Genomic DNA, 25,839 nt, shown 5'->3' with positions numbered 1-25,839 from the left:
ATAATTCAATATCATGAAAAAGAAATTAATCACCTGGTCTAATGCGACCACTGTAATGTTGGCTTTAACCATGATTATAGTGTTGATCAGCCCGCAGGCTAAAGCGATCATGATTGAAGGGCTGATGAAAATTGGCCTTTTTAAACCACCGGCCGCTAATACCGAGCCAGAAGTTACTGTAGCCGGTTCGGCTAATACTGCGCCAAGTCTATTGCTGAAGGATCAGTTCGGCAAAACGATAAATATTAAAGATGAAAAAGGCAAGGTTCTGTTTATCAATTTCTGGGCAACCTGGTGCCCGCCATGCCGAGCCGAGATGCCCTCGATCAATGAGTTATATGCCAGATATAAGAACAATCCGAAAGTCATGATCCTGGAAGTCGACGCAGATAATGATTTCAGCAAGTCTGTCCCCTTTATGAAGGATAATAAATTTCAGTTAACCGTTTATAATACGGCCAGTGCAATGCCTGAAGGGTTTTTAGGCAATGCGCTCCCTACGACGGTTATTATAGACAAATCCGGTACGGTGGCCGCGCGACATGAAGGGGGGGCAGACTATACGGATAAAGCTTTTTACAGCTATTTTGACGGTTTGATTAACAAATAATTTATGCCATACGAACAAAGTTCTGACCGCTCCAACCTAAAGGCAAAAAAATTCATGATCTGGTTGATTGTAACGACCTCATTTATGCTTTTTGCGGCGTTGGGCAGCGTTTTTATCATTGCCGTTGCGCAAAGCCCCTCAGGCAAGATCGGTGTTCAACTACCGCTCACTTTCGCTGTAAGCACGCTGGTTATCATAGTAAGCAGTTATACCTTGCATTTGGCAGGTAGGGCCGGTATGGCGTTGGCTTTCAAAAAACAAAAGCAATTACTGAGTGCTACTATTATACTGGGAATAGTTTTCTTCGTTTTGCAGTTGGAGGCCTGGAACCAGTTGATCCATGCCAATGTATTGTTCAAAAATCTCAATAGCCCGCAAACATTCATTTATGTCTTAACCGGCGCCCACTTGCTGCATATCCTCATTGGATTGATCCTGCTTGGCTACACGCTTGCTGGAAGGATCGGTAATAAAGCCAACGTACGTGTCAATTTAAGAATGGATGTTTCTGCTATATTTTGGCATTTTCTCGACGGGCTATGGGTATTTTTATATCTATTTATGCTTATCTATCAATAAACCTTAATCATGGAAAATCAAGAAAAAAAACCAATAAAAATGTGGCCGGCTATCATCCAGGCTAAATGCCCAAGATGCCGTGTAGGTAAGATTTACGCTAACTCCATGTATAGTTTTAGTGGGCAGAAGATTTTACAGAAATGCCCACATTGCGGGTTGACCTATGAAAGAGAACCCGGCTATTTTTATAGTGCCATGTATGTAAGTTATGCGTTCATAGTCGCCGAACTGGTTACATTGGGGGTAAGTGCGTCAATATTAACAGGGAGTGAAAACCCCTGGTTTTATCTTGCGGTCATGCTTTCCGTTGTGCTATTACTTGCTCCGTTCAATTATCGCTATTCCAGGGTATTATTGTTGCACTGGCTTACACCCGGGTTAAATTACCGGCCGGATCTTAGCAGTTAAATAATAAACAAATCAATACAGGCATGGTTGTTGAAATTTAACATGGAAGCGATCTAATCAGTTTAATTTTACCGACACTTCGGGTAGATCTCATCAGACAACTTTTTTAAAATTCGACCTTGCACATCCGTGTCCTCAAAAAAATGTTGATGTTTTTTGAAGTCCTCGGTGTAATCACCGCTGGCTTTATCATAAGTAATACTTATCATATTTTCTTCCGCATTCCACGTTGCTTTGACCACAGAACCTTCTCCGATCTCGTCTGCGGATTCGATTACGTTCCAAATGGCTTCACCGTTGGGTTTAAGCGTGTAGATCTGAATATTAAAGCCTTCATCGCCTTGCAGATGTTCGATACGGTATTTTCCGGCAAATTGGTGAGTAAAATTATTTTCGCTCATAGGAATAGGTATTGTAATATCTTTTCTTTAGTTGCATAGATAACAATCGTAGTTTAGATAGCGTCAGGTCTCTTAGCACTAAGTTAAAATGTGTTATAATATTTCCCCCAAAATTTATCTGTCTATCTTTTTAAATGTCGCGCCCCCTGTTTTCGCCATAGATCATTAACGATATGAAAACAGGGGGCGTCTTCACTTGGGCCCCGCAACGCGGGGCCGTCCGGCAATTTTGAAGAAAAGGGGGATCGCTCCCCCCTTTTTATTAATTATACGAAAGCGCACCGCTTCCCTGCAAGGCAAAACCCTGGCAAAGATCAAAGGCGGTCTGTGTCCGTTGTTTCGCGGTGCCGTCCATGATCGACTTAAATTTGGCTTCCTCACTTTTAAAGCAGCGCACATTCTGAAAATAGCCGGTTACGGCATTGTAGGCACCGAATACCGTAACTGCGGTGGTATCGCCTTGTTGGGTCGGATTACCTAATGGATACGCGTACACATTATTCACAATATTGGTGTAATGGGTGGACAACAAATCCAATTTGCCAACGGCCAAATGCGTCAGCACTTCTTTGTTGGGTGCCATGGCGATCTGTATCAGTTTTTTTACCTCGGCATCGGTGATCCGCACTTTTGCCCATTGGTTAAAGAGGCCTTCCCTGATGCAGGATAAGGGCATCCGCATTTTAATTTCATTCAAAAGCGGCTGCCGGTGTAACCTGAAAAAGCAGCCTCCTGTCGACTGCGGCGGGACACCACGCTTCGCGCTGCTCAGCCGGGTAACCCGCCTTGCTCCATACGGCTGCATTTTCTGTCTATTATCGGGAAGTTGCAGGATGTTCCAACGGATCTGGCTAGGAGTAGCCTTCCATTGCTGTGTGGATACTGATCGGTGCACAGGTCAGAAAAAACACGAGGGTTTACTGGCAGGAAAGAAAAAAGACAAATAAATACGAACGAGTTCGACCAGTGCGCTTCAACAGCGGCCACCGCATTGCATCGGTCGTATCAAGGGCATGGTCGCGCAAAGGCTTATGACCGACACCTTGTTGTTTCAGGACCAATTTTTCGTCCGTACTTAACTCAGGATCTATCTTTTTTTTCATGGAATGCTGACCAATCTATCACATTCGTATCAGGCTGTGGCTTCGTTAAAGCCTCCGCGATCTCTTCCTGTTCTTCAACATTCAGTACATCGCCGTCATAGATCCAATGCTCCCGGTCATCAACCAGGATACGGCCTAACTCCAGTTCAGCTACTGCATCATAGGCCCGGTACCCTTCCCCGTTATTCCGGTAGATATGTACCCAGCGCCCGGTATTCAGTTTGACCGCTTTAGGTATATCATCGAACATTAAATCTTCCATAAAACAAATGTGGGAAAAAAAATGTAAAAAAGAGTAGAATATTGCTAAAAATATTAGCATAGATTTGTGATTCTAAAAATCTGACAGGCATGGTACCATTTAATTTAGAATTCGAGTTCGAAGGCGGCCATGTGGCCGGCACCGCCGAACAGCTGGATCAACTCGCTGATACAGCAGGCTTTATGCGTTATCAGGTCATTGCCGGGGAACGGCGGTCGGTCGTCTGCGTGAACATCGAAGAAGGTCCGCGACAGCCGGTGACCGCCCGGGATGCTGAAGATCATTATGAGGCTGTCCATTACCCGGAACACGACCCAGGTTTTAGTGAGGATGACGTTTTTACTGCTGAAGAGGTCGGTGTGATCGTTACGGCGATCAGAGCTTACAACGATAGCCGTATGCTCAAATTTGATCAGATGAATTTTGACTTTTAGAACCGGTGACCATGAATGTAACAAAAGAAGAGATCATCAGCAAACTCCGGCAGGATATGGTCCGCTGGGAAGGCTTTCGCCCGCCCAAGCCCGGCGCTAACAACGACCTGGGGCTGGGACCGGTAGCGTCCGCTTTTCCAAATGGTGTATTCCCGACAGGTGCCATTCACGAGTTCATCAGCAGCAGCCCGGAGGATACGGCGGCCAGCGGTGGCTTTATCGCCGGGCTTGTACAAAAGTTGCTGAGCAGCGGCGGGGCATGTTTATGGATCAGCTACACCCGGCGGATCTATCCGCCTGCGCTTAAACTTTTTGGCGTGGATCCCGACCGCGTCATTTTTATTGATGTGCCTTCACAAAAAGATGTGCTTTGGGTGACCGAAGAAGCTTTAAAATGTGAAGGAGTAGCTACAGTGATCTGTGAGACCAAAGAACTGAGTTTTACGGAATCGCAGCGTTTACAACTGGCCGTAGAGAAAAGCCACGTGACCGGGTTCGTGCTGAGAAAAGATGTGAAAAAGATCAATACCACAGCCTGCGTGACCCGCTGGCAGGTCCGCCCGGTGCGCAGCCAGCTCCGAACCGGTATGCCGGGTGTCGGCTATCCGCGCTGGCAGGTAAACCTGATCAAAGTGAGGAACGGCAAGCCCGGCAACTGGATCATCGAGTGGAAAAAGCTTAGTTTCCAGCCCGTTATTGCACCACAAATTACCGAATCAGCACGCCAGTATGCCTAAGCGCTTTGCATCCATATGGTTCAGGCATTTGCTCACCGATCAGAAGGCGATCCGCCAGCCTGAGCTGAAAGGGAAAGCTTATGTCTTTGCCGAACCGGACCATGGACGCATGTTCATTACCGCGTTAACGAATGAAGCCCGTAATTACGGGATTACCGAAGGCATGACCGTTGCCGATGCAAGGGTGATCACACCGGATCTGCTGGTCTTTGACAGCGTACCCGGGCGTAACCTGAAATTGCTGACCGGCCTGGCGGAATGGTGTTTGCGCTATACGCCTGCTGTTCAGTTGGACCCGCCGGACGGCTTATTGCTCGATATAACAGGCTGTACCCATTTGAAGGGTGGTGAAAAAGCGTATTTACGGGAGATCGTGTCCCGTTTAAAAGCGGCCGGTTATGATGTCCGCCCGGCAATTGCCGATACTATCGGTGCCGCCTGGGGCATGGCTCGCTGCGCGACCTCCGGTCTTATCGTACCGGAAGATGCACACCGGAATGCACTGATGCCTTTACCGCCTTATGCGCTTCGGCTGCCTACCGATCTGCTGGTCAAATTACGCAACCTGGGTCTTCACCAGATCAGCAGTTTCATTTATATGCCGGATGCCGTATTGCGCCGCCGTTTTGGAAAGAATATGGTCTTGCGATTGCATCAGGCGCTCGGCCAGGAAGCGGAATACCTGTTCCCACTCAAAGAACCTGTTCCTTATACCGAAAGCCTGGCCTGCCTGGAGCCTGTTACAACGAGAACGGCGATCGAGATCGGCTTGAATGACCTGCTCGAAAAATTATGCAAAAGACTTTATGGCGAAGGGCTGGGCCTGCGGTCCGCTATGCTGACCTGGTACCGGATCGATGGCAAGAACGGAAATATCAAGATCGGGACCAACCATCCCAGTAACCGGGTGCAGCACCTGTTCAAGCTGTTCTTTAACAAGCTGGATACGGTCGCCCCGGGGATGGGTATCGAACTGTTCGTTTTGGACGCGCTCAAAACGGAGCCGGTCAGCGACAAACAAAGTGAGATCTGGTCCTCGAAGGGTGGCGCAGACAGTGAAGAGGTAGCAGAACTGCTTGACCGGGTCGCTGGGCGGATAGGCAATGCGAATATCAACCGTTACCTGCCCGGAGAACATTACTGGCCGGAGCGTACGCTAAAGCCTGATATTGATATTAAAAAGAAAGCTGAAAGCGAATGGCGCACGGATAAACCGCGCCCTATGCAAATATTGGATCGACCCGAACCCATCGAAGCCATGGCCTTAACGCCCGATTATCCACCTAAATTATTCATTTGGAAAGGTGAAAGGCATGTTATTGTCGGTGCAGATGGCCCTGAACGGATCGAGCGGGAATGGTGGCTGGAACCGGGTGAACACCGGGATTATTATATCGCTGAAGATGAAGCCGGACGACGTTACTGGCTTTTCCGTTCCGGGCATTACAATGCAGAAAACAACCAGCACTGGTATTTACATGGCTTTTTCGCATGAGTTACGTCGAGTTACAGCTGACCAGCAATTTCAGCTTTCGTCGTGGCGGCAGCCATCCGGAAGAACTCGTCGACCAGGCGGCCGACCTTGGCTATGCCGCTATCGGTATCACCGACCGTAATACGTTCGCGGGTGTTGTGCGTGCCTACCAGGTTGCCAAAGACCGCAAGATCCGACTGCTTCCCGGAGTGCGCCTGGACCTGCTCGACGGTCCCAGCCTGTTGGCCTACCCAACGGATAAGGAAGCCTACGGCCGGCTTTCTGCTTTACTGACACTTGGTAATCTCCGTGCCGAAAAGGAAAAATGCTTTATCTCCAAAAAAGATGTTTATGCTCATGCGGAAGGGAGCTACTTTATCATCATCCCCCCCGACAAGCTTACCCAGGACTTTGAGTTTGAATTCGTTTTTCAGCTCCATGTTCAGGATTACCAGGCAAATCTGCCCAACCTTTATTTAGCCGCCACCAAATACTATACCGGTGATGATGCCAAGCGCCTGTTCTTATTAGCAGAATTAGGCGTACCGCTCGTGGCCACCAACGATGTGCATTACCACAATGTATCCAGACGGGAATTGCAGGATGTCCTGACCTGCATCCGCGAAAAATGCACGATCTTCAATGCGGGCTATAAGCTGCATCAGAATGCCGAACGACACCTCAAGGAAAGAGCGGAGATGGAACGTTTGTTTCGTAACTATCCCGAAGCGATCGCTAATTCACAGGTCATTGCCGATGCCTGCCAGTTCGACCTGCGATCCCTGAAGTATAAGTATCCCAGTGAACTGACCACAGAAGGCCGTACGCCTCAGCAGCAGTTGGAATACCTGACCTGGAAAGGCGCGAACAGCTTTTACGATAATAACATACCGGTCAAGGTCAAAAACGCGATCGAAGATGAGCTGGAGATCATCGCCGAACTGGATGTGCCAGATTATTTCCTGACCGTAGAAGATTACGTCACCTGGGCACGCGGGCAAGGGATACTTTGCCAGGGCCGCGGGTCGGCGGCTAATTCCGCCGTATGCTTCGTGCTGGGGATCACTTCCGTCGCTCCCGATAAATCCAATCTGCTGTTTGCCCGTTTCCTTTCCAAAGAACGGAACGAACCACCGGATATCGATGTCGACTTTGAGCACGAGCGGCGCGAAGAGGTGATCCAGTATGTGTACAACCGATTCGGGCGCGACCGTGCAGCGATCCTGCCCACCGTCTTTATGCTGCATTACAAAGGGGCAGTGAACGATGTGTCCCGAGCCATGGGCCTATCGGTCGATACGACCAAGACCCTCTCCGAAGCTTTTGGAGAACTTAGCGATGAGGAGATCACGGCCGATCAGGTGAGTAAATTAGGCCTCAACCCCAAAGATCCGCACCTGTTAAAAGTGATCGAGCTGACCTCCCTGCTGATCGGTTTTCCACGTCAGTTGGGCCAGCACACGGGTGGCTTTGTCATCACCGATGGTAAGCTGAGCGACCTGTGCCCGATCTTTCATGCGCGAATGGAGAACCGCACCAATATCGAATGGAACAAGGATGATATAGACGCGCTCGGCTTTATGAAGGTCGATGTGTTAGCATTAGGCATGCTGACCTGTATCCGAAAGGCCTTTGATCTTGTACAAAGCCATTACGGCAAAACTTTAACGCTCGCCAATATTCCGCAGGACGATCCCAAGGTTTACGAGATGATCACCGAAGCAGATACGCTCGGCGTGTTTCAGATCGAGAGCCGTGCACAAATGTCCATGCTGCCGCGTATGAAGCCCACCTGCTTTTATGACCTGGTGATCGAAGTAGCCATTGTTCGGCCGGGACCGATACAGGGTGATATGGTGCATCCCTATATCCGCAGACGGAACGGCGAAGAAGATGTGGACTATCCAAATGATGAGATCCGCTCGATATTGGAGCGTACTTTGGGTGTACCACTATTCCAGGAACAGGCTATGGAACTGGCCATCGTAGCTGCCGGGTTCACGCCGGGCGAAGCAGACCTGCTGCGCCGAACCATGGCGACCTTTAAGTTCAATGGCATGGTCAGCAAATTCGAGCACAAACTGATCAATGGCATGACCTCCCGGGGTTATACGGAGGAATATGCCCGCCGCATCTTTAAACAGCTGGAAGGATTCGGCAGTTACGGATTTCCCGAAAGCCACGCCGCCAGTTTCGCCCTGCTGGTCTATGTTTCCTGCTGGCTGAAATTCTATTACCCCGATGTATTCGCCACCGCATTACTGAACAGCCAGCCCATGGGATTCTACCGGCCGGCGCAGATCGTACGGAATGCGGAGGAGCACGGCGTAAAAATGCTGCCGATCGATGTGAACAGATCGCAGTGGGATAATACCTTGGAAACGAAACAAGGCAAATATTTTGCGATGCGCCGGGGCTTACGGGAAATAGCAGGTATAAATAAAGAAGAAATGGATAAACTGATCGCCGGCCGGGTTAAACCTTATACCGAACCCCACCAGCTTTGTGATGCGGGTGTCAGCGTCGCCACCATGGAAATGCTGGCTAATGCCGACGCTTTCCGCTCGATGGACCTTGACCGCAGGCGTGCCCTTTGGGAAGTTTCCGCCCTTCATGACCGGCCTGTGCAATTGATGAAGGGCCAGCCCTCTGAAAGCCTGCATGAACCTGAGGTCAACTTACCGGAGTTGAGATTGTCTGAACATGTGGTGCAGGATTATGCGACGACCGGCTTGTCCATCAAAGGCCATCCGCTAACATTTATCCGGCATACGCTTGATCTGTTGCGTATCGTTCCTGCCAAAGAAGCCAACCAGACCGAGAATAAAACCATCATCAAAACAGCCGGTCTGATCCTGATACGTCAGCGGCCAGGCACAGCTAAAGGGGTATGTTTTATTACCCTGGAAGATGAGACAGGCACGACGAACCTGGTAGTTTTCCCAAAGATATTTGATAAGTACCGTAAAGAGATCTTACGTGCGCGTCTGCTGATGGTCGAAGGCGTGGTCGAGCGTACAGAAGTGACGCACATCATCGTGCGCCGGATATTTGATGTCACCAAATTGCTGGGCGACCTGACCGCTATTCGTAACGAAAAGCAGCCGGTGCTCACCCTTTCACGGGCTGACGAAAAAGCGTCGCCATTCATTCCCATGGAGAAGCCGTTAAAGAGCCAAGCGGAAGATGCCATCCATAAGGGCAGGAATTTCAAATAAATGTTTAGCTGAACAGATCGCCCTGTTTAGTACCTCGCGGATAATAAGATCGAACAGTTTCTTCGACTACGACCATTTCATCTTCTACTTCTTGCGGTACAGCCTCTGTGTCCACAGGCCAATGGTTGAACTGTAGTTCTTCTGCATTGATGAAAGATGTATCAATTGGTGCCAATTCCGGGTAGTCGAATGGCGTCGCCTCCAGCGCGGTCCGGTAGTTACGGTCTACTGTGCAAAAATCCAGTAACCTTGAGGGGATCTGTGTCCGGGCGATCTGCGAAAGGCGTTCTTCACTCGGTTTCTCCATGAGCCATTCCCAGGCAAGGTCCTCGGTTAAAATGGCCGGCATGCGTTTCTTGGAATTATGGATCTGCGACATCACCTGGTTTGAATCGGTGATGCTGAAAGCCACCGTCATCACAAATTCACTGGTCTCGGGGTCCAACCATTCGTTATACAAACCCGGCAGGTAAAAATACTCATGGTCTTTTAAGGTGACCTGATAAGGGTATTTGATCATTTCCTTTAGCTCCTGACCTTTCTTACCGATCTTGGGAACATGCCGGGATTCGACTATACCGGTCGATAAAACAAGGCAACGGCGGTTCTTGGCAGCATCAGCCCACATGGAGCGCTTGCCATCTTCTTTAATAAAAAGATTTTCTGACCTAAAGTTAAGTGTAGTGTATTTCGCGCGGAAGATATTGGCCTCTGTTCGCGTTTTTACAAAGCCGGGTACATAACCCCATTCCGCCTGGACGATATTAAAGTCTTTTCCATCTGCCGAGGGGATCAGGATCGCGCAAGGCGCGTAATTGAAACCGTTATGTACGCCAACATTTAAGAAGTTATATTTCTTGATCGCTTTTTCGATGCCTTTTAGCCGAATAGATTCGGCACGGGTAACTTTTTGTCCGTTGTAGTAACACATAACTGGTTCCTCCTGTATTCACGAATATACGCAGCAATAACCTTGCCTGCAAATTCAGCTTCCTCCTGGCGCCCTTCAGGAACAGAGGTCCAGAATTTTACGCCGTCAGTGTTCTCCGCAATCGTAATATTCAATGGGGGAGTGGTACTTGGATAAACAATATGAAAAACACGGGCCGACCTGATCGTATGGTCGCTCACCCTGACCATCTGGCCGTTCAACTCCAACTCAAATAATTTCGGATCGTTCATTAAAGCAATATTACTAAAATATTTAGTAAAATGGCAAGGTGTTTTTAGAATTTAGAGGATGTGTATCCAATGAGGTTATTGGGGATTGGCATCTAAACTATTCAGCATTATGCATGTCGGACCGCTAAGATTTGGAAATCGCGCTCAAGTGATTACATTCGTATGTTTCATAAAACCTCAACATGCAAGATAACCTCCAGTTTCAGCTCCCCAAAATTCGAAGAGTGTCGATTATTGAGCTGATCGACCGAATTCGACCGGAATTGCTTGTTGTTTATGGTCTTGCATTATACGTGGTAACGGTTCTATTCTTTACAGCAGTTGAGCTTGTGATAGGCCTTTCCGGAAATATAAAGCCCTGCCCGGTTGACGGCTGGGACCTGTTGTACTTCAACTTTGTTTCAATTCTTACCATTGGCTACGGCGATCTTTCGCCCAAGGGAATATTCCGGGTACTAACTATCATCGAGGCTATGATCGGTCTTGCCATTTATAGTCTGGCAATCTCCGTGATCACCTTGAAAATGCTGTTGCCACGGAAGCATACGATCGTTTTTTCTAAATTTGCTTACTATTCTACCAAGGATAAGGCGTTCCTGATCATCTATCTAAATACGGCCCGCCAGTTCATCACGAATCTGGAAACGACCTGGTATTTCAAGCTGAATGAGGATTGGAAAACAGGGCCGCCTTCGCGTGTACCGTTCATAACCACCTCCGTACAGACCTTTTATCTTCGATACGAATTGGAGCTGGATAAGATCGTGTCCGATTTACATCCGTTCGACTGCCTTCGTGTCGGGTTGTCGGGAGGTCTTGGCGTCTCAAACTATTCCACTTATGTTCAATATGACCTCGACAAGATACTGGTCATTCCGGATCGCGAGGAGCTTAAAGCCTACGAAGGTTTTTATCAGGTCGATGATCATTTATCATCAACGGGATTCCGTGATAAATTCCATTACCGCCCGGATAATGCAGCTTCGCTTGCTGATCTTTTAGCTAAACGCTCTTAGTTTTGTGGTATGAAGCTACTTTATAAATATTGCAGCATGGCCGGTATCAAAATACTGGAAAATTGTACGATCAGGGTCACACCACCCAACCAGTTCAACGACCCTTTCGAGTTTGCCAGCTATGGTACCGGGATCATTGATAGGGGGCACATCATATCGCTTATTGAAGATGAACAACTCCTGTTGGAACGGTATAAACTGATTGCAAAAGATTCCGGCATGAGCCTGGAGCAGTACCGGGAGGACCAGGCCACCTTGCTTTCGGACAATGGACGGCTGCAGCAGGAGATCGCGACCGCTACGCAGCTTTATATGGAATGGGCGGCGCATTTTGTTGATCAGGTCAGCCATAATGCAGGAGTAGTTTGCCTGACGGAAGATGATACCAGCATTTTAATGTGGTCACATTACGCCAGTAATCATGAAGGCTTGATGATCGGTCTGGATGTCGACCGCCTGCCTTATCTGAAACTGTTTAACGTTGAATATACAACCGAACATCAGTTGCCCATCGATCTGTCACGCGTCCACCTAATGGAATATCTTCAGGAACAGTACGTTGCCATCATGCGCCGTAAGTTCTCTGTTTGGGGTTACGAGAAAGAATACAGGATGCAATTCCATTTCTCCGTTTGTGAACAAATCCCGGCGATCGGTATGTGGTTCTATCGCTTTGACCCTGAGGTGGTCAGATCCGTCACTATCGGTATGAAGTGTAAGATTGAAGACAGAGAACATGTTCTGTCACTACTTGCTGAACCTCGTTTTGCTCATGTTCAGGTAAAAGAGGCGGTTAAAGATAAAACGGAATACCAGGTACGTTATAAGGAAGTTAGGCCTGCCTCCGCAATATAAAGTAGAACCGCTGATCCGGTTTTCGATATGTTATGCAGATGCTGTTACGGGCTTTTGACCAAGATAACATAAGGTTCTACCTGGGGTTGAACTGCGCAAAGGAGGATTTACTGCCATATCCTGATCAATGAATGATGCTCCGGGACCCGTGCATGTCTTTTTTGCGCCACATTGTTTTTTAGCTTTCCAAAGTTTGGGTGAAGCCGGTTCTCCCGTCCAATTTGCGACTTTATGCCCCGGGCATCCCCTCCGGGCCGGGCTATACGCTATATCTTTTCTCCGAAAAGGATGCCGCTGCTATCCCTGATGCGAAATAAGGGCATCCGCCTTTTCATTTCATTCCAAAAGCGGATGCCGGTGTAACCTGAAAAAGCAGCCTGCTGTTCGTCTGCGGCGGGACACCACGCTTCGCCCTGCTCAGCCGGGTAACCCGCCTTGCTCCATACGGCTGCATTTTCTATCTGTTATCGGGAATTTGTATGGAGCACATGTGTTCGTTCAAAAATCTCGCCTATCGATGGGCGTATCTTTATTTAAGAAAAAGACGGCCCAATAGGGCTGCATATCTGCCTCTTGCCAGGTCTTTTCTGGCATCTGCCAGTATGGCCTCGTAAACTTTCTCAACTACAGGAAGGACTTTATCCAAATAATCGCTGGTGCATATGGCATCAAATTCGTCTATCAGCCAGTGTTCGGCTATCAATTCCTCTATGTGTCGTACCGCGTTCTTCGATAGGAAAAGCCGCCCTATATGCACTTGCTCCCGTATCGATGCTAACGCAGTGTTACCGGCCGATATTAGCTCTTTAAAACGGGGTAGTTGAGAGATCGTGCTGTCGCGGAACTCTGTGCCTGGTTCCATGTAGTAACCCTGGCGGTCGGAGAGGCTGTTCTTCCAGCGGCCTAACGAACCGAGCAGGTCATAATAGAACCGCTCGCGCTCCGGCCATTTCGCCGTAAAAATCAACCAAATGCTGCCCCCGATCAGCAGGGTCAGGATAGGGATGGGGAAACCATATTTGTTAGCGGTCTCCATGAATGTAAAAACTTGTTCCATAGGTTTTTTATCTTAAAGATAAATTTATCAAAAATCATCGGTTTGTGATGGTAAGGTGGGGGAAAGTCCTCCTTTTGAACCTTGGAAGTTTTGATCGGTGAATATTTTGGTGAATTTCTTTGAAGTGCCCGATTGTAAAAAGCTGAAAAAAAACAAACAATTAAAATAATCACTATCTTTATATAGTTATCATTCAGGGACTGAACATGACGAACATTAAAATATCAGAAAAAGGCAGGGCTTTTCTTAAAAAAGGAAGTGCAGCTTCGCGTGTAGCATCGGCAATAGCAGCGCAGAAAAGCCAATTGCTGACCGAACAAGGCATTACCGTCCAGATCGATGAAAGAACTTCGATGACGGTCAGGAGTGCCGGAGCTTCTTCCAACGACGTTATTTCCCGTTAATCATGAATATAGCACTTAGTGCTGTTATTATTTCCATCCTTTTGATCTCTCCGGTTGTGTTTTATTTCAGCCTGTATATCGGAGAGTTCCCCAGAGCTATACCCAAATTTTCATTGTTCGAAGGCATTTTGGGAACGGCTGTTATCTCACTCCTGATCCATGCGGTCGCCATTCTATGCATTCCGGACGAGATCCGTTTCGATATACTGATCAAGGTCTTAGGTGGTGACCTCAAAAATGTTGAAAGCACAGTAAATAATGCTGTGTTCAAAGATGCGGTCACGGATTTCGCCTGGTATAACTTGCTTTTGCTCCTTGCCATGGTCGTGCTTGGCCGCTTGATCAGGTTCTTTTTATTACGCACGGGCCTGCATGAACGGGTACCCGCACTTAACCTGTTCCACGAGTGGTGGTATTTTTTCGATGGTGCATTTGCCGGCGTCGAAGACTACGATCTTGTTTTCGTTGATACCAAGGACGGAACTGTTATTTTTTCCGGGTTCCTGATGAACTTCGAGACCGAAGGCGCTAACCTCGATCGGATCTACCTCAAAGACGTGACGCGCCGTGAATTTAAAAAGTACGCCAATGATGAAGGGGCAAGGCTGATCAATGAATCGGGGGATCCGCTTACCATACCGTCCGGCACATTTTCTCTGAAATACAGCAATATCATCAACCTGAGCGTAAACTTTATTATTCTCGATGATGCCGTTTCCAACCCGGAGGAAGACCTGCAAATTTTATAACTTTTCTTCCGCTTTAAGATTGCGAGGTGCTGCGATATTTCTTTCTAGCTTGTGCCATCATTTCAAGATTTTTAAATTAATACGGGTGGAGGTTTTGTTCGATCATCCAAGTATCCAATTGTGCTGACTTTCCATTTCGGAATTATTGATCATTTTTTGCACTCTTCTGCTTGTATATTCTCGTTTGGATCTCATTCAATGTCGACGAAAGTTCGTCGATCACATACATTCGAAGATCAAGCAACTGTTCTTGTTCACGTTTGCTGATATGGTTCTGTAGGTCAGCAAGAAAACTAGACTCGACCCAGTCTAATATGTGCAAATACTGGTAACGGCTATTTATGAATCGTTTGAATCTTCTGATTTCCGTAGGCTTCAACTGATCAAAATGTGCTAAAAACGTAGTGGTATCCCAACTATCAAAAACGTTTATCTGCGGGTATTCCTGGTTAATGAAAGTATAGAACTCCTCCTTATCCCTGACGAACATCTCATACAGTTCGTTTTTTCTCACAACTATCTCCTGGGTTCGGATGCTGTCATTGATCTTGATAACCTCTCTCGCAAGCTTATCAAAATGAACAGCCTGCTGACCCTTTTCATCATAATTTATTTTAGAGTCCATATCTGGGTCATAGCTAAATTTTCCGGAATGAGCCTTTATTGCTTTGACCAATTGTTTGAGAATGATCTCCGGCTTATAGGTAAGGATATCAGGAAATCTAGTCAGGTAATGGAAAACGGACATATATTTTTCCAGGTTGTAATCCCCGTTAAGCGCATATTGATACATCTCTTCCGTTAGCCTTATCAATTCATGATTTGGCAAGTCGAACACTTGATTGTAAGATAATTGCTGGTGAATTATTTCCTGTGGTGTCTGAACTACCCGGCGATCATCGATGTTTTGTTTAAGCTCTTCCAAAAGCAAAAATGCCATGAACTCATTTCCTCCCGTTATAAAATCATAAATAGCTCTATAGAACTGATAGTCTTTGCCATCGTAATAGGTATCGATAAATTGTTCTTTGTAGGCTTTTGGTGTGGCTTCTGCCTTGCCCGGAACCAGTTGTACTTCCTTCTTTGCAAAGGCTTCTTTCAGCCACTGAAGATGTAGGCCATTATTGATCTCCTTGACCTTATCGATACCTTTCGGGTCTGAGTAAGCTATGTTCCCTGCTTTAAATTCGATCGTCACTGCAAGCGTGAAACGACAGATGATATGCAGTTTTTGAACATTTAGTTCTCCCGGATCCTCGAGTCTTAATTGCAGCGCCTCGTATAATTCATGAAATATAATGTCGAAATGCTGAAGGAAATAGAGTAGAGTTCGTAGGTTGGCAATGCCTGACCAGCCGAATACGGACATGATCTCTGGCTTCAGCAGGTTAAGATATGCATAATAGGAAGAAAAGGTAGCTTTATACTTTCCCTCAATTATCTCGTCAAAGGTCTGATCGAATCTGGATTGGAATTCAACAATTGTACCAATGGTCTTCTCCTTAACTGCCAGGAAACCCTTCTGATCCTCTATTGTACTGTCGTCCGCAATGATGATCACTTTATTATTTTCATGCTCCACAAGTGAGTTGATGAAACCGATCACCTCTGTCAGATCAACACCTGGTGATAAGCGGTCCAGGTCATCAAATATGATCACAAAATCCTTCGTATCGACCGCTTTCTTAGCGATATCGGAAATGTCTGTCAAGAATGGATCTGCTTCCCCTAACTGATTAAAACCCATGAAGCCTCTGGTCAAAATTTTTGCAACGCTCATCGTAACCTGAACATTCTTTTTCTTTAAAAAAGGCATTAATTCAAGAGACAGCAGCCCAAATATATCTTCGATACTTTTGAGGCCATAAAGGGATATATAGATCGGCTTATATTTTTTGGAATCATTATGCAATAACGACAGCTTTTTGATCTCTGGGAGCACTTTGTTCTTCATGAAGAATGTTTTCCCGATCCCGCGTTTCCCATTAAGCAACAAAGCGTAACTCGTTTCCATCTTCAAATAGCGGTTAATGACCCGCTGCACTTGCGGCACAGACTGCGTTTGTTGTGATAGTTCCATACTCAATTATACTCAATATAACCCGAAGTTACCGCTGGAATAGTTTTCCAGTGTACTGATAGATGTGACGTTCCCACTTGTTCACCGGCGACCTGCAGTTAACGTTCGCGGCCCAATATAGGAAGGGGCTCCGTAATGCCGAGTAAATACCTGTTATATCATTCTTAAAGTTGCTGTTGTGTTTGGTTCTCGAGATGGGCATCCGCCTTTTCATTTAATTCCAAAAGCGGCTGCCGGTATAACTGAAAAAGCAGCCTGCTGTTCGTCTGCGGCATGTCACCACGCTTCGCCCTGCTCAGCCGGGTGACCCGCCTTGCTCCATTCGGCTGCATTTTCAATATGACGGGAGGATGTTATGCGGACAACATTTAACAACAACAGTTATCTGCTTTTCGACAGACCATATAGGTGGTAATTAAGATGAACCAATTTCTGAGCTCTTTCTTCTGTCGCAACGCTTGACCTGTCTTCAAAAATGTTCTTTGGGTAAACTTTCCCTTTCCTAGCTCTTTCACAGGAACTTGCCTTTCCGGCCCGGTGAATAGTGCAGCTAAGTTCATGCCGCCAGTTGACAATGGGTAGGTCAAAAGACTACGGCATAATGGTACAGCTCGTACCTCACTGCACCAGCCTCCGGCACTTATTCCGTTTCCTTTTGCCTTCCACGGCCGGCATCTCCTGAGGCTTTCTATTCCCCGGCTCCTCAAGGAAGTTCTTGCCTTGAAGAGAGCTGGCAAAAAAAGAAAAGAGAACGAAATAAGTATTCACCCAAAAACAGCAGTATGCACAACTTAGCAAAAAACACAAAAAACGATGAGTACAGCTTTTTTAGCTGCAAGGAAAAAGCATGGCACGGCCTCGGCACCATTGTAGAAGACTATCCCACCAGCGCAGAGGCATTGCGCTTCGCAGGGCTGGATTACACCGTAGAAAAGTGGCCAATGAATGCCTATGCCCCTAACGGTAACACTTGCGACGACCTCCATGTCCCTGACAAATTCGCCACCGTTCGCACTGATAACCACGCCGTGCTCGGCACCGTAGGCCGTGACTACGAGATTGTGCAGAACGTAGATGCCTTTGCCTTTTTTGACAGCATCGTCGGCGGTGACCATGGTATCCTGTACGAGACCGCAGGCGCACTCGGTAAGGGGGAGCGCATCTTCATTACCGCCAAACTCCCCGGCTATATCCGCGTTGGCGCGGATGATTGCATCGAAAAGTATTTGTTCCTGACCACCTCCCACGATGGTTACGGCAGTATCACCGCTGCCTTTACACCTGTTCGCATCGTCTGCAACAACACCCTCAACGCAGCCATGCGAAACCACACCAACGCCATCAAGATACGCCATACCGGCGGAGCCAAAGAACGCCTGGCCGAAGCGCACAAACTCATGCAGATCTCCAACAGCATGAGCGACGAACTCAGCGGCATCTTTAATCAATGGGCGAAAGTCCGGATCACCGACCACGAGGTCAAGCACCTCATTCAGGTGGCTATGGTGCCGAACAAGGAAACACTCAATAACCTGCTGCAAGGCAACACGGATGAACTCTCGACCGTCTATACCAATATGGTCGACAAAGTGTATGAGTATGCCATGAGCGCACCCTCTCAGCAACAGGACACCACCGCAGGAACCTTGTTCGGTGCCTACAACGCCGTTACGGGATACTTTCAGAACGTCCGAAAATACAAGGACGACGAAGCAAAACTCAAGTCCGTGATGGACGGTACCGGGCGTTTACGAGCGCAGGCAGCCTTTGACCTTTGCACTGACTTTGCTAAAGAACTGCAGGTAAATCATTTCATCATAAACTAATAGCTGATGGGGGAGCGATCCCCCTTTATTAAACTTATAAACATGATACCGAAAATATTGATCACCGTGAACCAAGGCATCGTAACCACCGTTGCTACAACATTAACAGAATGTCAGGTCCTTATTGTCGACTTCGACCGCCAGTCGGACGACCCCGTCTGGATCGGCCCGCCCAAAGAGCAGGACGTGTGTTTTCGTGACGGCGAAGCCAGTCTGCTGTTCGATGCGAATGATGAACTCGAAGCAGACGCCGCCCGGCAATTGAAATGGATAAATTATTAGTTACCCTTGAACTGACCGGATCGCAGCGTAACTTCTGTATGTGCTAAAAAATTCATGAGAACCATAACCATAGACCGATATGCAGATCACCGATAATACTGGCAAAGTGATCGAGGTAGAGAACCTTGATCTTGCCTTGATGCAGGCGGACGATTACCGCCATTTTCGCCACTTCGACACCGCCTTTGCCGAGACAGACCAAAAGTCACAGATCTACTGGCAGGATATCTACGATAAATTGTTGCTGTTAAAAGAGGAGGTTTAACATGGTCAAGATCAAGGACGGCTATGTCATGGATCACCGGGAGCAGGGGGAGTTCGACCGCGTCAACGCACTCCCGCGCAAGACCTCGGGCACGGTCGCTTACTACTTTAAGCCCCAGACCAAATACCCGCCCCGCATCTACGTTTTTATGCATGCCGAGATATGGTGTGACCGCAACCGCAGGCCTATGGGACTATTCCATGCGCTGCCATTCCTGAAACGCCGGATGAACAGCGAAGAGATCGAATACCACCATTTTAATACACGCCTGTGTTATTACCAATATGAGGACTGGGGCAGATTGCTGTATGCCGAGGATAAAGAAGCCGAACAGTTGGAGCTGGAACAGCCAGGGATAGGTGTAGCCTTTTTAGAAAGTTTGCGGTCATTTCAGGGTAAGTACCCGCTTGGGGTTTCTCCTCTGATCGTAAAGCCGGAAATTGTTGAACCTCCGGAAAGCGATGAAATGCGCTATCTCCGGGAATTGATCGCAAAGGGCGCGGAGCTGAACGCAGGGGAGATCGCGGAACTGCTGGACAAAGAACAGGAAGGGGAGAAGCGGGCGTGCATCCTCATTTTGCTGCGGGAAATATATAAGCAAGCCGCAGGGGCTTCGAACAGCCTCGCGAAAATGACAACAGCGGTCATTCGACGCAGGGCAGAAGTATCTGCACAGCGCAGCCGCCGCAATTTCGTAAGGCGCATCTACCGTTGTAACCCACTTTTTGCTTTAGAGGAGATCGGTCAGCGTTATCCCGGTTATGACATTACTATGCTTATTACCGACCTCAGACGAAAGACCGTGAAGAGGAAACAGGTGAAAAAGAAACCCGTACTTGACTTGCGGCGGGTACAGCTGAGGAAACTTGCAGAGAAACTGGAACAGGCCGGCGAAGATGAGCATGCCTACCATGAGATCTGTACGCGCATCGCCATACTGGCAGAGGCACACCGCAACCGCTGTCCCATACCGCTTTCGGTTAGATTACAGGGCAGAACGGAAACCTATTATTTCCATTGGAAGACGCGAGAGACGGTAATTAAGGCTTTCGCTGAGTATGCCAATACGCATGGACAGACGCATGAGGCCTTGCAAACGCGGCATAACGAGATCACTTCAAGTAATTATTCGTTTTGAAACCGAAGGTGCAGTGACCTTTGTTGTGAGCGAACCAGTGCAAGTATGCTCGGATCACCCTGATCGCAAGTTTAGTTGAGGATACCTGGTGGTAGCTTTAGATGGCGTTTAGCGAGTCCGGGTTTCTTTGAACGTGTCAGATCAGGCTGTTTCCCGGGTCAAAAATCCATTAGCTCCTTGACCGATATTTCAAGAGCTTCTGCCAATTCCAGCATGGTCAGCGCGGAAATGTTGACCTCGCCCTTTTCATATTTCTTCAGGTTGGCATAGTCGATCGTACAGCGCTGGGCCAGCTTTCGGAACGAGAGTCCTTTCTGCTTTCTCACCATTTCCAGGTGCATGCCAAACCTCGTTAAAAAATCCTTTTGTGCTTCGCTATACATCGATCGATACGGTAAGCGAAATTTGGTTTTTAAGGTGTTAAAAGTGTTGGTGTTTAATACCACACTTTGTATTTTTGTGAAAACGCAGATCTGCGTAGTCCAATCTGTTTGCGGGATTTTCTACTATTGAAGGGTTATGGAAAAAAAGAAACTATTTTTTCAGGGTAAACCAGATACCGTAAAAAATACATCATTATGGTTCGCTGCCGGTTTGTTGGTGCTGTGGATACTGGTTTTCACAGCTTACCGACTGGGTTATTTGTCTTGAAATGTTAGGTAGCGAATCATATCCTATTATGTTTCTTAGCACATAATTCATACGCTGTTTCAATGCATTTAAGTCGAACCTGCCTATTTGCCAAAATTTAAACACCTCGCGTGGATAATAAATTACATTGCTTATAGCTATTCAATTGGAACAGCTTCTTTTTTAAGGTGGATGATATTCATAATATTTGAAATATCTTTATGCAAATCTTGGAAAAAACATATTAGCTAAGCACAATAAATAATGGCAGAAACAGATTCTCCGATTTACGTTGACACAAAAGATAGGAGCAAATTCTTTCAAACAATTCAGGCGTGGCCCTTAGATGAGGAATTAAATTATGATGGTTGGTTGAAGAATTTTGCCGCAGGTGATGATCGAAATATTGCATGTAACATATTGGATTTTTTTAATCACTATTCTGCGAGGATGGTAAACCACATGCTTAAAGCTTCAGTAGCAAAAGCAGGATATTTTTTTAAAACACACTTCGCGGATTGGCAACATTCAAATTTTAACGATAGATGTGTTTATAGTTACATTCCCGGTGAGTCACCTAACCCAACGGACAGTGGAAATTTGTTTTCTAGAAAATTGCGTGATGAGGTGGGTATTCCTCAAGGCCGTATTGTAGAATATAACAGATTGAATGAAGCGTTAAATATTCTTGCAGTGCCTTCCCCTATTGTTTTTGTAGATGATTTTGTGGGCACTGGTCAACAAGTTCGTAAAGCTTGGAAAGTTAATGTATTTGATAGAGGTTTAACCTTGGAACAAATCTGCAAAGCAGGAGGGCATTGCGCTGTTTATGCCCCTTTAATTGTGAACAAAATGGGTTATGATGTAATAAAGAAAGAGTGTATAGGACTTAACTTATCGACAATTCATGTCTTAGGACCGGAATATTGCTTATTTGATCCAAACTGTATTTGCTGGAAAAATGATATTGATTTGCATAAAAAAGGTATGGAACTAATACTACGTAAAAGCAGGGAAATTGGCATACCGTCAACAAATGGGCATTCAGTTACCGACGAGAAAGGGTATCTGGAACAAGGATTAGCCATTTCTTTTGAACATGGGGCACCTGATGCAATTATTCCATTATTTTACTGGAACAGCGACAATTGGACGCCGTTGATTCGTAAGCAACATGACAGATGAAAACAAAGGAATTATTAAACAATTTAACGACATCATTTGGTAGTTATAGAGCAGAGTGGTTGAAGAGCCAAATCTTTGAACTGTTTGCTGAACCATACTATTTTTCAGTACTTCAAGACAATAGACCATGCGTATTAGAAGGAGGAAGAGGCACTGGAAAAACTACTGTGTTACGCGGATTGTCTTATCAAGGGCAGTATGCGATACACAAAAACGACATTTTTCAATTTGATAAAACAAATTTTATTGGCATTTATCATAGGGTAAACACTAATCATGTACGTGCGTTTACAGGAGGAAATTTAGAGGAAAAATCATGGGAACGTGTGTTTGCCCATTACTTTAATCTCCTAATATGTAGAGATATTTTAATGTTTGTTAAATGGCATAGCGACAGGCAACAAAATGATGAGAAATTATCTTCCCATACATGTCGGTTAATTGCAAATTCCATAAATATCGAGGAGCCATGTGATAATTTGGATAGGTTGCTGGAGTTGTTTGACATGGCAATGTATTCATTTCAATCTGAAATAAACAACATTGTTGATGGTACTTTACCGAAATTATCTATGGCCGGTGACCCTATCAAGATTATTACAGAATACACTGTCGCTCTATCGCAATTCGAAGGCAAGATGTTTTTCATTCTTCTTGATGAATATGAAAATTATGAAGATTATCAGCAGAAGATTCTTAATAGCTTATTGAAACATAGTCCAGAAAGCTATACTTTTAAAATTGGTGTTCGAGAGCTTGGTTGGCGTATTAAACATACACTTAATCCTTCTGAGCTATTACATGATCCTGCGGATTATGTTCTTGTGAACATTGAAAGAAATTTAACAAGTAACGACTCCAATTTTTCAGACTTTGCGAAGAATGTTTGCCAGCAAAGAATAAGAAAACTTTTGGAAGAAAATGACTCGACTAATAATTATGAGATAGAGCATTCACTTAAAGGGTTGACAATTGAAGAAGAAGCAGAACTTCTCAATGTTAAGAACACTACTCATGTGAGTAATTTTGAACGCCTAAATAAAACTTATAAAAAGAAAATTTTAAATCTTCATCCACTATATCTGTTTTTTATGTCTTATTGGTCGACAGTTCATAACATGACATTAACAGAAGGAATTGACGATTATATAAATGATACCAAAGCGTGGGATGATCGATATGATAATTACAAATATGAAATGCTCTTCAAAATTCATAAAAAGGCGGGCATCCAAAAATATTACTCTGGATGGAATACGTACACGAAATTAGCTAACGGCAATATCCGATACTTAATGGAATTGGTATACAGAGCTTATGAGAAGCATTTGATTGCTGATCAAGGCTTGGATATCCCAGTGAGCGCCCGTAATCAAACATTGGCAGCGCAAGAAGCAGGTTTGAAAAATCTAATGGAGTTAGAGGGTTTATGGAAAAATGGAGCACAGTTAACGAAGCTGCTACTAGGAATGGGCAGAATATTTCAAGTTTTAGCGAGCGGCGATGGAAAATCAGCCCCTGAGAAAAATCAATTTTCCCTTGAAAAAGCCAATACCTTTTCACCCGAGCTTGAAGAATTAATGAGAAATGCGGTAATGCATTTAGCCTTGGTCAGAACAAAAGGAACTAAAATGGCTGATGATTACAGTACGCGTGATTATCTGTATATGATTCATCCACTTTATTCAGCTTACTTTCAATTTAGCCATCGCAAAAAGCGTAAAATTAATATCAAGCCGGATGATATTTTAGGAGTAATTAATCACCCAAAAGAAACAATCAAGAAAATTTTACAAAAGTCAAATATCGACGATTTATCAATCGAAAAATTACCACAACAAATGACCCTCTTTGACGGATATTATAATGAAAAATGATTATTTATATTCAACCGTCCATGAAAAGGTTGACAATTTGAAAATTGAATCGAATAGCACATATATTTTTGGCTACTCAGTAGAAGACCGAAGTCACTTTGTTGACCAATTAATAGCAAGGGCTGAGGATGGAATTAATTTTATTCGATTGGAGTTAATTGATAAAGAAAGAATAAAGGACTGTGATACTAACGAAATATATTTTTTAAGGAGCTCTAATAGTATTCAGAAACTTCTTTTAAGCAAAGGGAATAATAATTTATACGTTGATGTCACAGGGCTGGATAATCGAATTTGTGCTGCACTAATAAAGGGCTCAATTGAATGCTGTAATCTAAATAAAGTCATTAACGTTTCAGTTCTGTATGCTGAACCCGCTACCTATAATATAAAGCAATTTAAAGCTGAAAGTGTATTTAACGATTTGTCTGAAAAAATTGAAGGTATTGAACCATTACCTGGATTCGCCACGATTTTCCCTGAGGATGAAAACGATATTTCTCTCGTCGCTTTATTAGGGTTTGAAGGCGGACGTTTTATCCATATGTTAGAGAGTGTTCAGGCTCCAAGAGAAAATGTGATTCCCGTTATTGGACTACCGGGATTTAGATTAGAATATCCATATGTTGCATATTGGGGAAATAGGCGACCGTTGGAAGACACAGATACTTGGCGTAAAATAAAATTTGCATCTGCTAACTCGTTAGTAGATATTTATATGATTATTGCGAAAATCATTAAAAAAAGCCCAGATCAAAGAATAAAATTGGCTCCTATTGGAACCAAACCTCATGCAATTGGTGCTATGCTTGTTGCATTAAAATTTCCTCGTAATATAGAGTTAGTTTATGATAACCCTAAAAGAAATTTACAGCGAACAGAGGGCGTGGGAAATATTATTGAATCGTTAGTAAGTAAATTGATTAAAGAAAATTAATGCATCGAGACTCATATTATACACCTAAAATTTTATCTGATAAGCTTGTTAGTTATATTAACAAAAAATCTGTACGGTTTGTTGCTGACTTTTGTGTTGGTGACGGGGAATTGCTGCGTTCTGCGTCTGATAAATGGAAAAATGTAAAATGTTATGGAACAGATATTTCACAAACTGCTATTGATGAGACTTTTTCTAAGCACCCAAATTGGGTTTTAGAAGCAGTTGACTTTTTAGATGATAGTTCGCAAAAGAAATCGAAAGTTTTAAGCGGGCAAAAAAAATATGACTTGATTTTACTTAATCCGCCCTTTTCATACATTGGCGGCGTAAGTAATGAGGTGGTTTTTGAAAGTGTAACTTACAAGGTAAGCACTGCAATGAAATTTTTAACGGAATCTCTTCGCTATTTAACGCCGGATGGTTTCATTTACGCAATACTTCCGTCAAGCACTGCATATTCTCAAAAGGACCGAAAACTATGGCTTGTATTAGAGAAACGATTCAATTTATCAATTTTGGAGGAGCCAAATTCTAATTATTTTAAAGGTGCAACTCCTAATATCATATTGATTTCAATAAATGATTTCAGTTGTATTTCAAAAAATAGACAACTAAGCAAAATATCATTTAAAATCCCGCCAGTCAAAATTTTGAGAGGTAAGCTAAGTATGAATTTGCTCCCTTCTTTAGTAGGCGAGTATTATCTTGTACATACTACAAATATAAAAAATCAGTCACTTTTTAATTTAAGCATAAAGGTCAATCATGATACCTCAAAAGTTATTGGCCCTGCTATACTTTTATCACGGGTCGGAAATCCAAAATCAATGAAGATATGTTTAATTGATAGTTCCGAGACATATGTATTATCTGATTGCTTGTTAGCCATTCAAACTAAGAATCAAAAAGATGCAAGTAACCTGTTTAGATATTTTATTGATAATTTAGACTTGTTAAGTTCTTTATATAAAGGTACAGGAGCGAGATATATTACGATTGATCGCCTTAAATATTTTTTAGACTTAGACATAAAAACAAACCATTGTGCTTTATTTTCCACACTTGATTCCATAGAAGATAGTATTAATGAAGTTGCTTTAATTTAACGTTTACAGATGGGTTTATTT

The 25,839-nt window shown here is 44.9% G+C and carries 28 protein-coding genes; 20 read left to right on the top strand and 8 right to left on the bottom strand.

The features are described from left to right. Window positions 1-13: 13 nt before the first annotated feature. The 3 genes from ABDD95_RS12865 to ABDD95_RS12855 are packed head-to-tail and all read left to right on the top strand — an operon-like array spanning window position 14 to window position 1,597. Entirely contained in the window at window positions 14-610 is a 597-nt protein-coding gene (locus ABDD95_RS12865; protein ID WP_345947736.1) for a TlpA disulfide reductase family protein, read from the top strand. Between the two features lie 3 nt (window positions 611-613). Further along, window positions 614-1,189: a cytochrome c oxidase subunit 3 gene (locus ABDD95_RS12860; protein ID WP_345947735.1), complete on the top strand. Its 576-nt coding sequence runs from the start codon at window positions 614-616 to the stop codon at window positions 1,187-1,189. Between the two features lie 9 nt (window positions 1,190-1,198). Beyond that, the gene (locus ABDD95_RS12855) at window positions 1,199-1,597 is read left to right on the top strand and encodes a DUF983 domain-containing protein (protein WP_345947734.1); all 399 of its coding nucleotides are present in this window, start codon (window positions 1,199-1,201) and stop codon (window positions 1,595-1,597) included. 68 nt (window positions 1,598-1,665) lie between these two features. Here ABDD95_RS12855 and ABDD95_RS12850 read toward each other — a convergent pair whose 3' ends face one another. The 3 genes from ABDD95_RS12850 to ABDD95_RS12840 form a co-directional block, all read right to left on the bottom strand. Then, window positions 1,666-1,998: a hypothetical protein gene (locus ABDD95_RS12850; protein ID WP_345947733.1), complete on the bottom strand. Its 333-nt coding sequence runs from the start codon at window positions 1,996-1,998 to the stop codon at window positions 1,666-1,668. Window positions 1,999-2,260: 262 nt separating this feature from the next. Next, on the bottom strand, window positions 2,261-2,893 hold the full coding sequence (locus ABDD95_RS12845) for a DUF932 domain-containing protein (protein WP_345947732.1): 633 nt from the start codon (window positions 2,891-2,893) through the stop codon (window positions 2,261-2,263). 185 nt (window positions 2,894-3,078) lie between these two features. Continuing rightward, a complete protein-coding gene (locus ABDD95_RS12840) occupies window positions 3,079-3,363 on the bottom strand; it encodes a hypothetical protein (protein WP_345947730.1) in 285 nt (94 codons plus the stop codon). 89 nt (window positions 3,364-3,452) lie between these two features. Between ABDD95_RS12840 and ABDD95_RS12835 the strand changes: the two genes are divergently transcribed. Genes ABDD95_RS12835 through ABDD95_RS12820 form a run of 4 tightly spaced genes read left to right on the top strand, consistent with a single transcriptional unit; the run spans window position 3,453 to window position 9,226 of the window. Continuing rightward, a complete protein-coding gene (locus ABDD95_RS12835) occupies window positions 3,453-3,797 on the top strand; it encodes a hypothetical protein (RefSeq protein WP_345947729.1) in 345 nt (114 codons plus the stop codon). Between the two features lie 11 nt (window positions 3,798-3,808). Then, window positions 3,809-4,534 (top strand): Error-prone repair protein ImuA, encoded by a 726-nt coding sequence (locus ABDD95_RS12830; RefSeq protein WP_345947728.1) that lies wholly within the window; start codon window positions 3,809-3,811, stop codon window positions 4,532-4,534. After that, window positions 4,527-6,029, top strand: coding sequence for a DNA polymerase Y family protein (locus tag ABDD95_RS12825; protein ID WP_345947727.1), 1,503 nt, complete (start codon window positions 4,527-4,529; stop codon window positions 6,027-6,029). Before ABDD95_RS12830 ends, ABDD95_RS12825 begins: the two co-directional genes overlap by 8 nt. Then, window positions 6,026-9,226 (top strand): error-prone DNA polymerase, encoded by a 3,201-nt coding sequence (locus ABDD95_RS12820; RefSeq protein WP_345947726.1) that lies wholly within the window; start codon window positions 6,026-6,028, stop codon window positions 9,224-9,226. The genes ABDD95_RS12825 and ABDD95_RS12820 overlap by 4 nt, the downstream gene beginning before the upstream one ends. Window positions 9,227-9,230: 4 nt before the next feature. On the opposite strand, the gene ABDD95_RS12815 is transcribed toward ABDD95_RS12820, so the two are convergent. Together ABDD95_RS12815 and ABDD95_RS12810 are read right to left on the bottom strand one after the other, a co-directional pair. Continuing rightward, entirely contained in the window at window positions 9,231-10,157 is a 927-nt protein-coding gene (locus ABDD95_RS12815) for an SOS response-associated peptidase family protein (protein WP_345947725.1), read from the bottom strand. After that, on the bottom strand, window positions 10,106-10,408 hold the full coding sequence (locus ABDD95_RS12810; protein ID WP_345947724.1) for a hypothetical protein: 303 nt from the start codon (window positions 10,406-10,408) through the stop codon (window positions 10,106-10,108). Before ABDD95_RS12810 ends, ABDD95_RS12815 begins: the two co-directional genes overlap by 52 nt. Window positions 10,409-10,590: 182 nt before the next feature. Here ABDD95_RS12810 and ABDD95_RS12805 point away from each other — a divergent pair, with 182 nt between their 5' ends. Both ABDD95_RS12805 and ABDD95_RS12800 read left to right on the top strand, forming a co-directional pair. Continuing rightward, the gene (locus ABDD95_RS12805) at window positions 10,591-11,424 is read left to right on the top strand and encodes a potassium channel family protein (RefSeq protein WP_345947723.1); all 834 of its coding nucleotides are present in this window, start codon (window positions 10,591-10,593) and stop codon (window positions 11,422-11,424) included. 36 nt (window positions 11,425-11,460) lie between these two features. Continuing rightward, window positions 11,461-12,279, top strand: a complete 819-nt coding sequence (locus ABDD95_RS12800; protein ID WP_345947722.1) for a DUF2971 domain-containing protein — start codon at window positions 11,461-11,463, stop codon at window positions 12,277-12,279. 529 nt (window positions 12,280-12,808) lie between these two features. Here ABDD95_RS12800 and ABDD95_RS12795 read toward each other — a convergent pair. After that, complete coding sequence (locus ABDD95_RS12795) at window positions 12,809-13,336, bottom strand: hypothetical protein (protein WP_345947721.1); 528 nt, start codon at window positions 13,334-13,336, stop codon at window positions 12,809-12,811. Window positions 13,337-13,542: 206 nt separating this feature from the next. Here ABDD95_RS12795 and ABDD95_RS12790 point away from each other — a divergent pair, with 206 nt between their 5' ends. Both ABDD95_RS12790 and ABDD95_RS12785 read left to right on the top strand, forming a co-directional pair. Next, complete coding sequence (locus ABDD95_RS12790; RefSeq protein ID WP_345947720.1) at window positions 13,543-13,740, top strand: hypothetical protein; 198 nt, start codon at window positions 13,543-13,545, stop codon at window positions 13,738-13,740. A 2-nt stretch (window positions 13,741-13,742) separates the two neighbouring features. After that, window positions 13,743-14,489 carry a hypothetical protein gene (locus tag ABDD95_RS12785; protein ID WP_345947719.1) on the top strand — a complete coding sequence of 249 codons (747 nt, stop codon included), beginning with the start codon at window positions 13,743-13,745 and terminating at the stop codon, window positions 14,487-14,489. Window positions 14,490-14,631: 142 nt separating this feature from the next. Here ABDD95_RS12785 and ABDD95_RS12780 read toward each other — a convergent pair whose 3' ends face one another. After that, window positions 14,632-16,569 (bottom strand): P-loop NTPase fold protein, encoded by a 1,938-nt coding sequence (locus ABDD95_RS12780; RefSeq protein ID WP_345947718.1) that lies wholly within the window; start codon window positions 16,567-16,569, stop codon window positions 14,632-14,634. Window positions 16,570-17,351: 782 nt separating this feature from the next. On the opposite strand from ABDD95_RS12780, the gene ABDD95_RS12775 reads away from it, so the two are divergent. The 4 genes from ABDD95_RS12775 to ABDD95_RS12760 all read left to right on the top strand — a co-directional run bounded on the left by ABDD95_RS12775 (window position 17,352) and on the right by ABDD95_RS12760 (window position 20,080). Then, window positions 17,352-18,395: a DUF932 domain-containing protein gene (locus ABDD95_RS12775; protein WP_345947717.1), complete on the top strand. Its 1,044-nt coding sequence runs from the start codon at window positions 17,352-17,354 to the stop codon at window positions 18,393-18,395. 42 nt (window positions 18,396-18,437) lie between these two features. Then, the gene (locus ABDD95_RS12770) at window positions 18,438-18,677 is read left to right on the top strand and encodes a hypothetical protein (RefSeq protein ID WP_345947716.1); all 240 of its coding nucleotides are present in this window, start codon (window positions 18,438-18,440) and stop codon (window positions 18,675-18,677) included. A 79-nt stretch (window positions 18,678-18,756) separates the two neighbouring features. Beyond that, complete coding sequence (locus tag ABDD95_RS12765; protein ID WP_345947715.1) at window positions 18,757-18,942, top strand: hypothetical protein; 186 nt, start codon at window positions 18,757-18,759, stop codon at window positions 18,940-18,942. A 1-nt stretch (window position 18,943) separates the two neighbouring features. Then, window positions 18,944-20,080 (top strand): hypothetical protein, encoded by a 1,137-nt coding sequence (locus ABDD95_RS12760; RefSeq protein ID WP_345947714.1) that lies wholly within the window; start codon window positions 18,944-18,946, stop codon window positions 20,078-20,080. Between the two features lie 158 nt (window positions 20,081-20,238). Here ABDD95_RS12760 and ABDD95_RS12755 read toward each other — a convergent pair whose 3' ends face one another. After that, on the bottom strand, window positions 20,239-20,463 hold the full coding sequence (locus tag ABDD95_RS12755; RefSeq protein ID WP_345947713.1) for a helix-turn-helix transcriptional regulator: 225 nt from the start codon (window positions 20,461-20,463) through the stop codon (window positions 20,239-20,241). A 136-nt stretch (window positions 20,464-20,599) separates the two neighbouring features. On the opposite strand from ABDD95_RS12755, the gene ABDD95_RS12750 reads away from it, so the two are divergent. The 5 genes from ABDD95_RS12750 (at window position 20,600) to ABDD95_RS12730 (ending at window position 25,818) form a co-directional block, all read left to right on the top strand. Continuing rightward, window positions 20,600-20,731: a hypothetical protein gene (locus ABDD95_RS12750; protein ID WP_345947712.1), complete on the top strand. Its 132-nt coding sequence runs from the start codon at window positions 20,600-20,602 to the stop codon at window positions 20,729-20,731. Between the two features lie 243 nt (window positions 20,732-20,974). Then, a complete protein-coding gene (locus ABDD95_RS12745; RefSeq protein WP_345947711.1) occupies window positions 20,975-21,895 on the top strand; it encodes a hypothetical protein in 921 nt (306 codons plus the stop codon). Further along, window positions 21,892-23,772 carry a hypothetical protein gene (locus ABDD95_RS12740; protein WP_345947710.1) on the top strand — a complete coding sequence of 627 codons (1,881 nt, stop codon included), beginning with the start codon at window positions 21,892-21,894 and terminating at the stop codon, window positions 23,770-23,772. The genes ABDD95_RS12745 and ABDD95_RS12740 overlap by 4 nt, the downstream gene beginning before the upstream one ends. Then, window positions 23,762-24,709: a hypothetical protein gene (locus ABDD95_RS12735; RefSeq protein WP_345947709.1), complete on the top strand. Its 948-nt coding sequence runs from the start codon at window positions 23,762-23,764 to the stop codon at window positions 24,707-24,709. Before ABDD95_RS12740 ends, ABDD95_RS12735 begins: the two co-directional genes overlap by 11 nt. Beyond that, on the top strand, window positions 24,709-25,818 hold the full coding sequence (locus ABDD95_RS12730; RefSeq protein WP_345947708.1) for a methyltransferase: 1,110 nt from the start codon (window positions 24,709-24,711) through the stop codon (window positions 25,816-25,818). The genes ABDD95_RS12735 and ABDD95_RS12730 overlap by 1 nt, the downstream gene beginning before the upstream one ends. Window positions 25,819-25,839: the final 21 nt, after the last annotated feature.

Source organism: Mucilaginibacter sp. PAMB04274 (assembly GCF_039634385.2).
Classification (GTDB): Bacteria; Bacteroidota; Bacteroidia; order Sphingobacteriales; family Sphingobacteriaceae; genus Mucilaginibacter.
The sequence above is the reverse complement of the archived record's forward strand: the minus strand, read 5'-3'. Positions and strand labels throughout refer to the sequence as shown.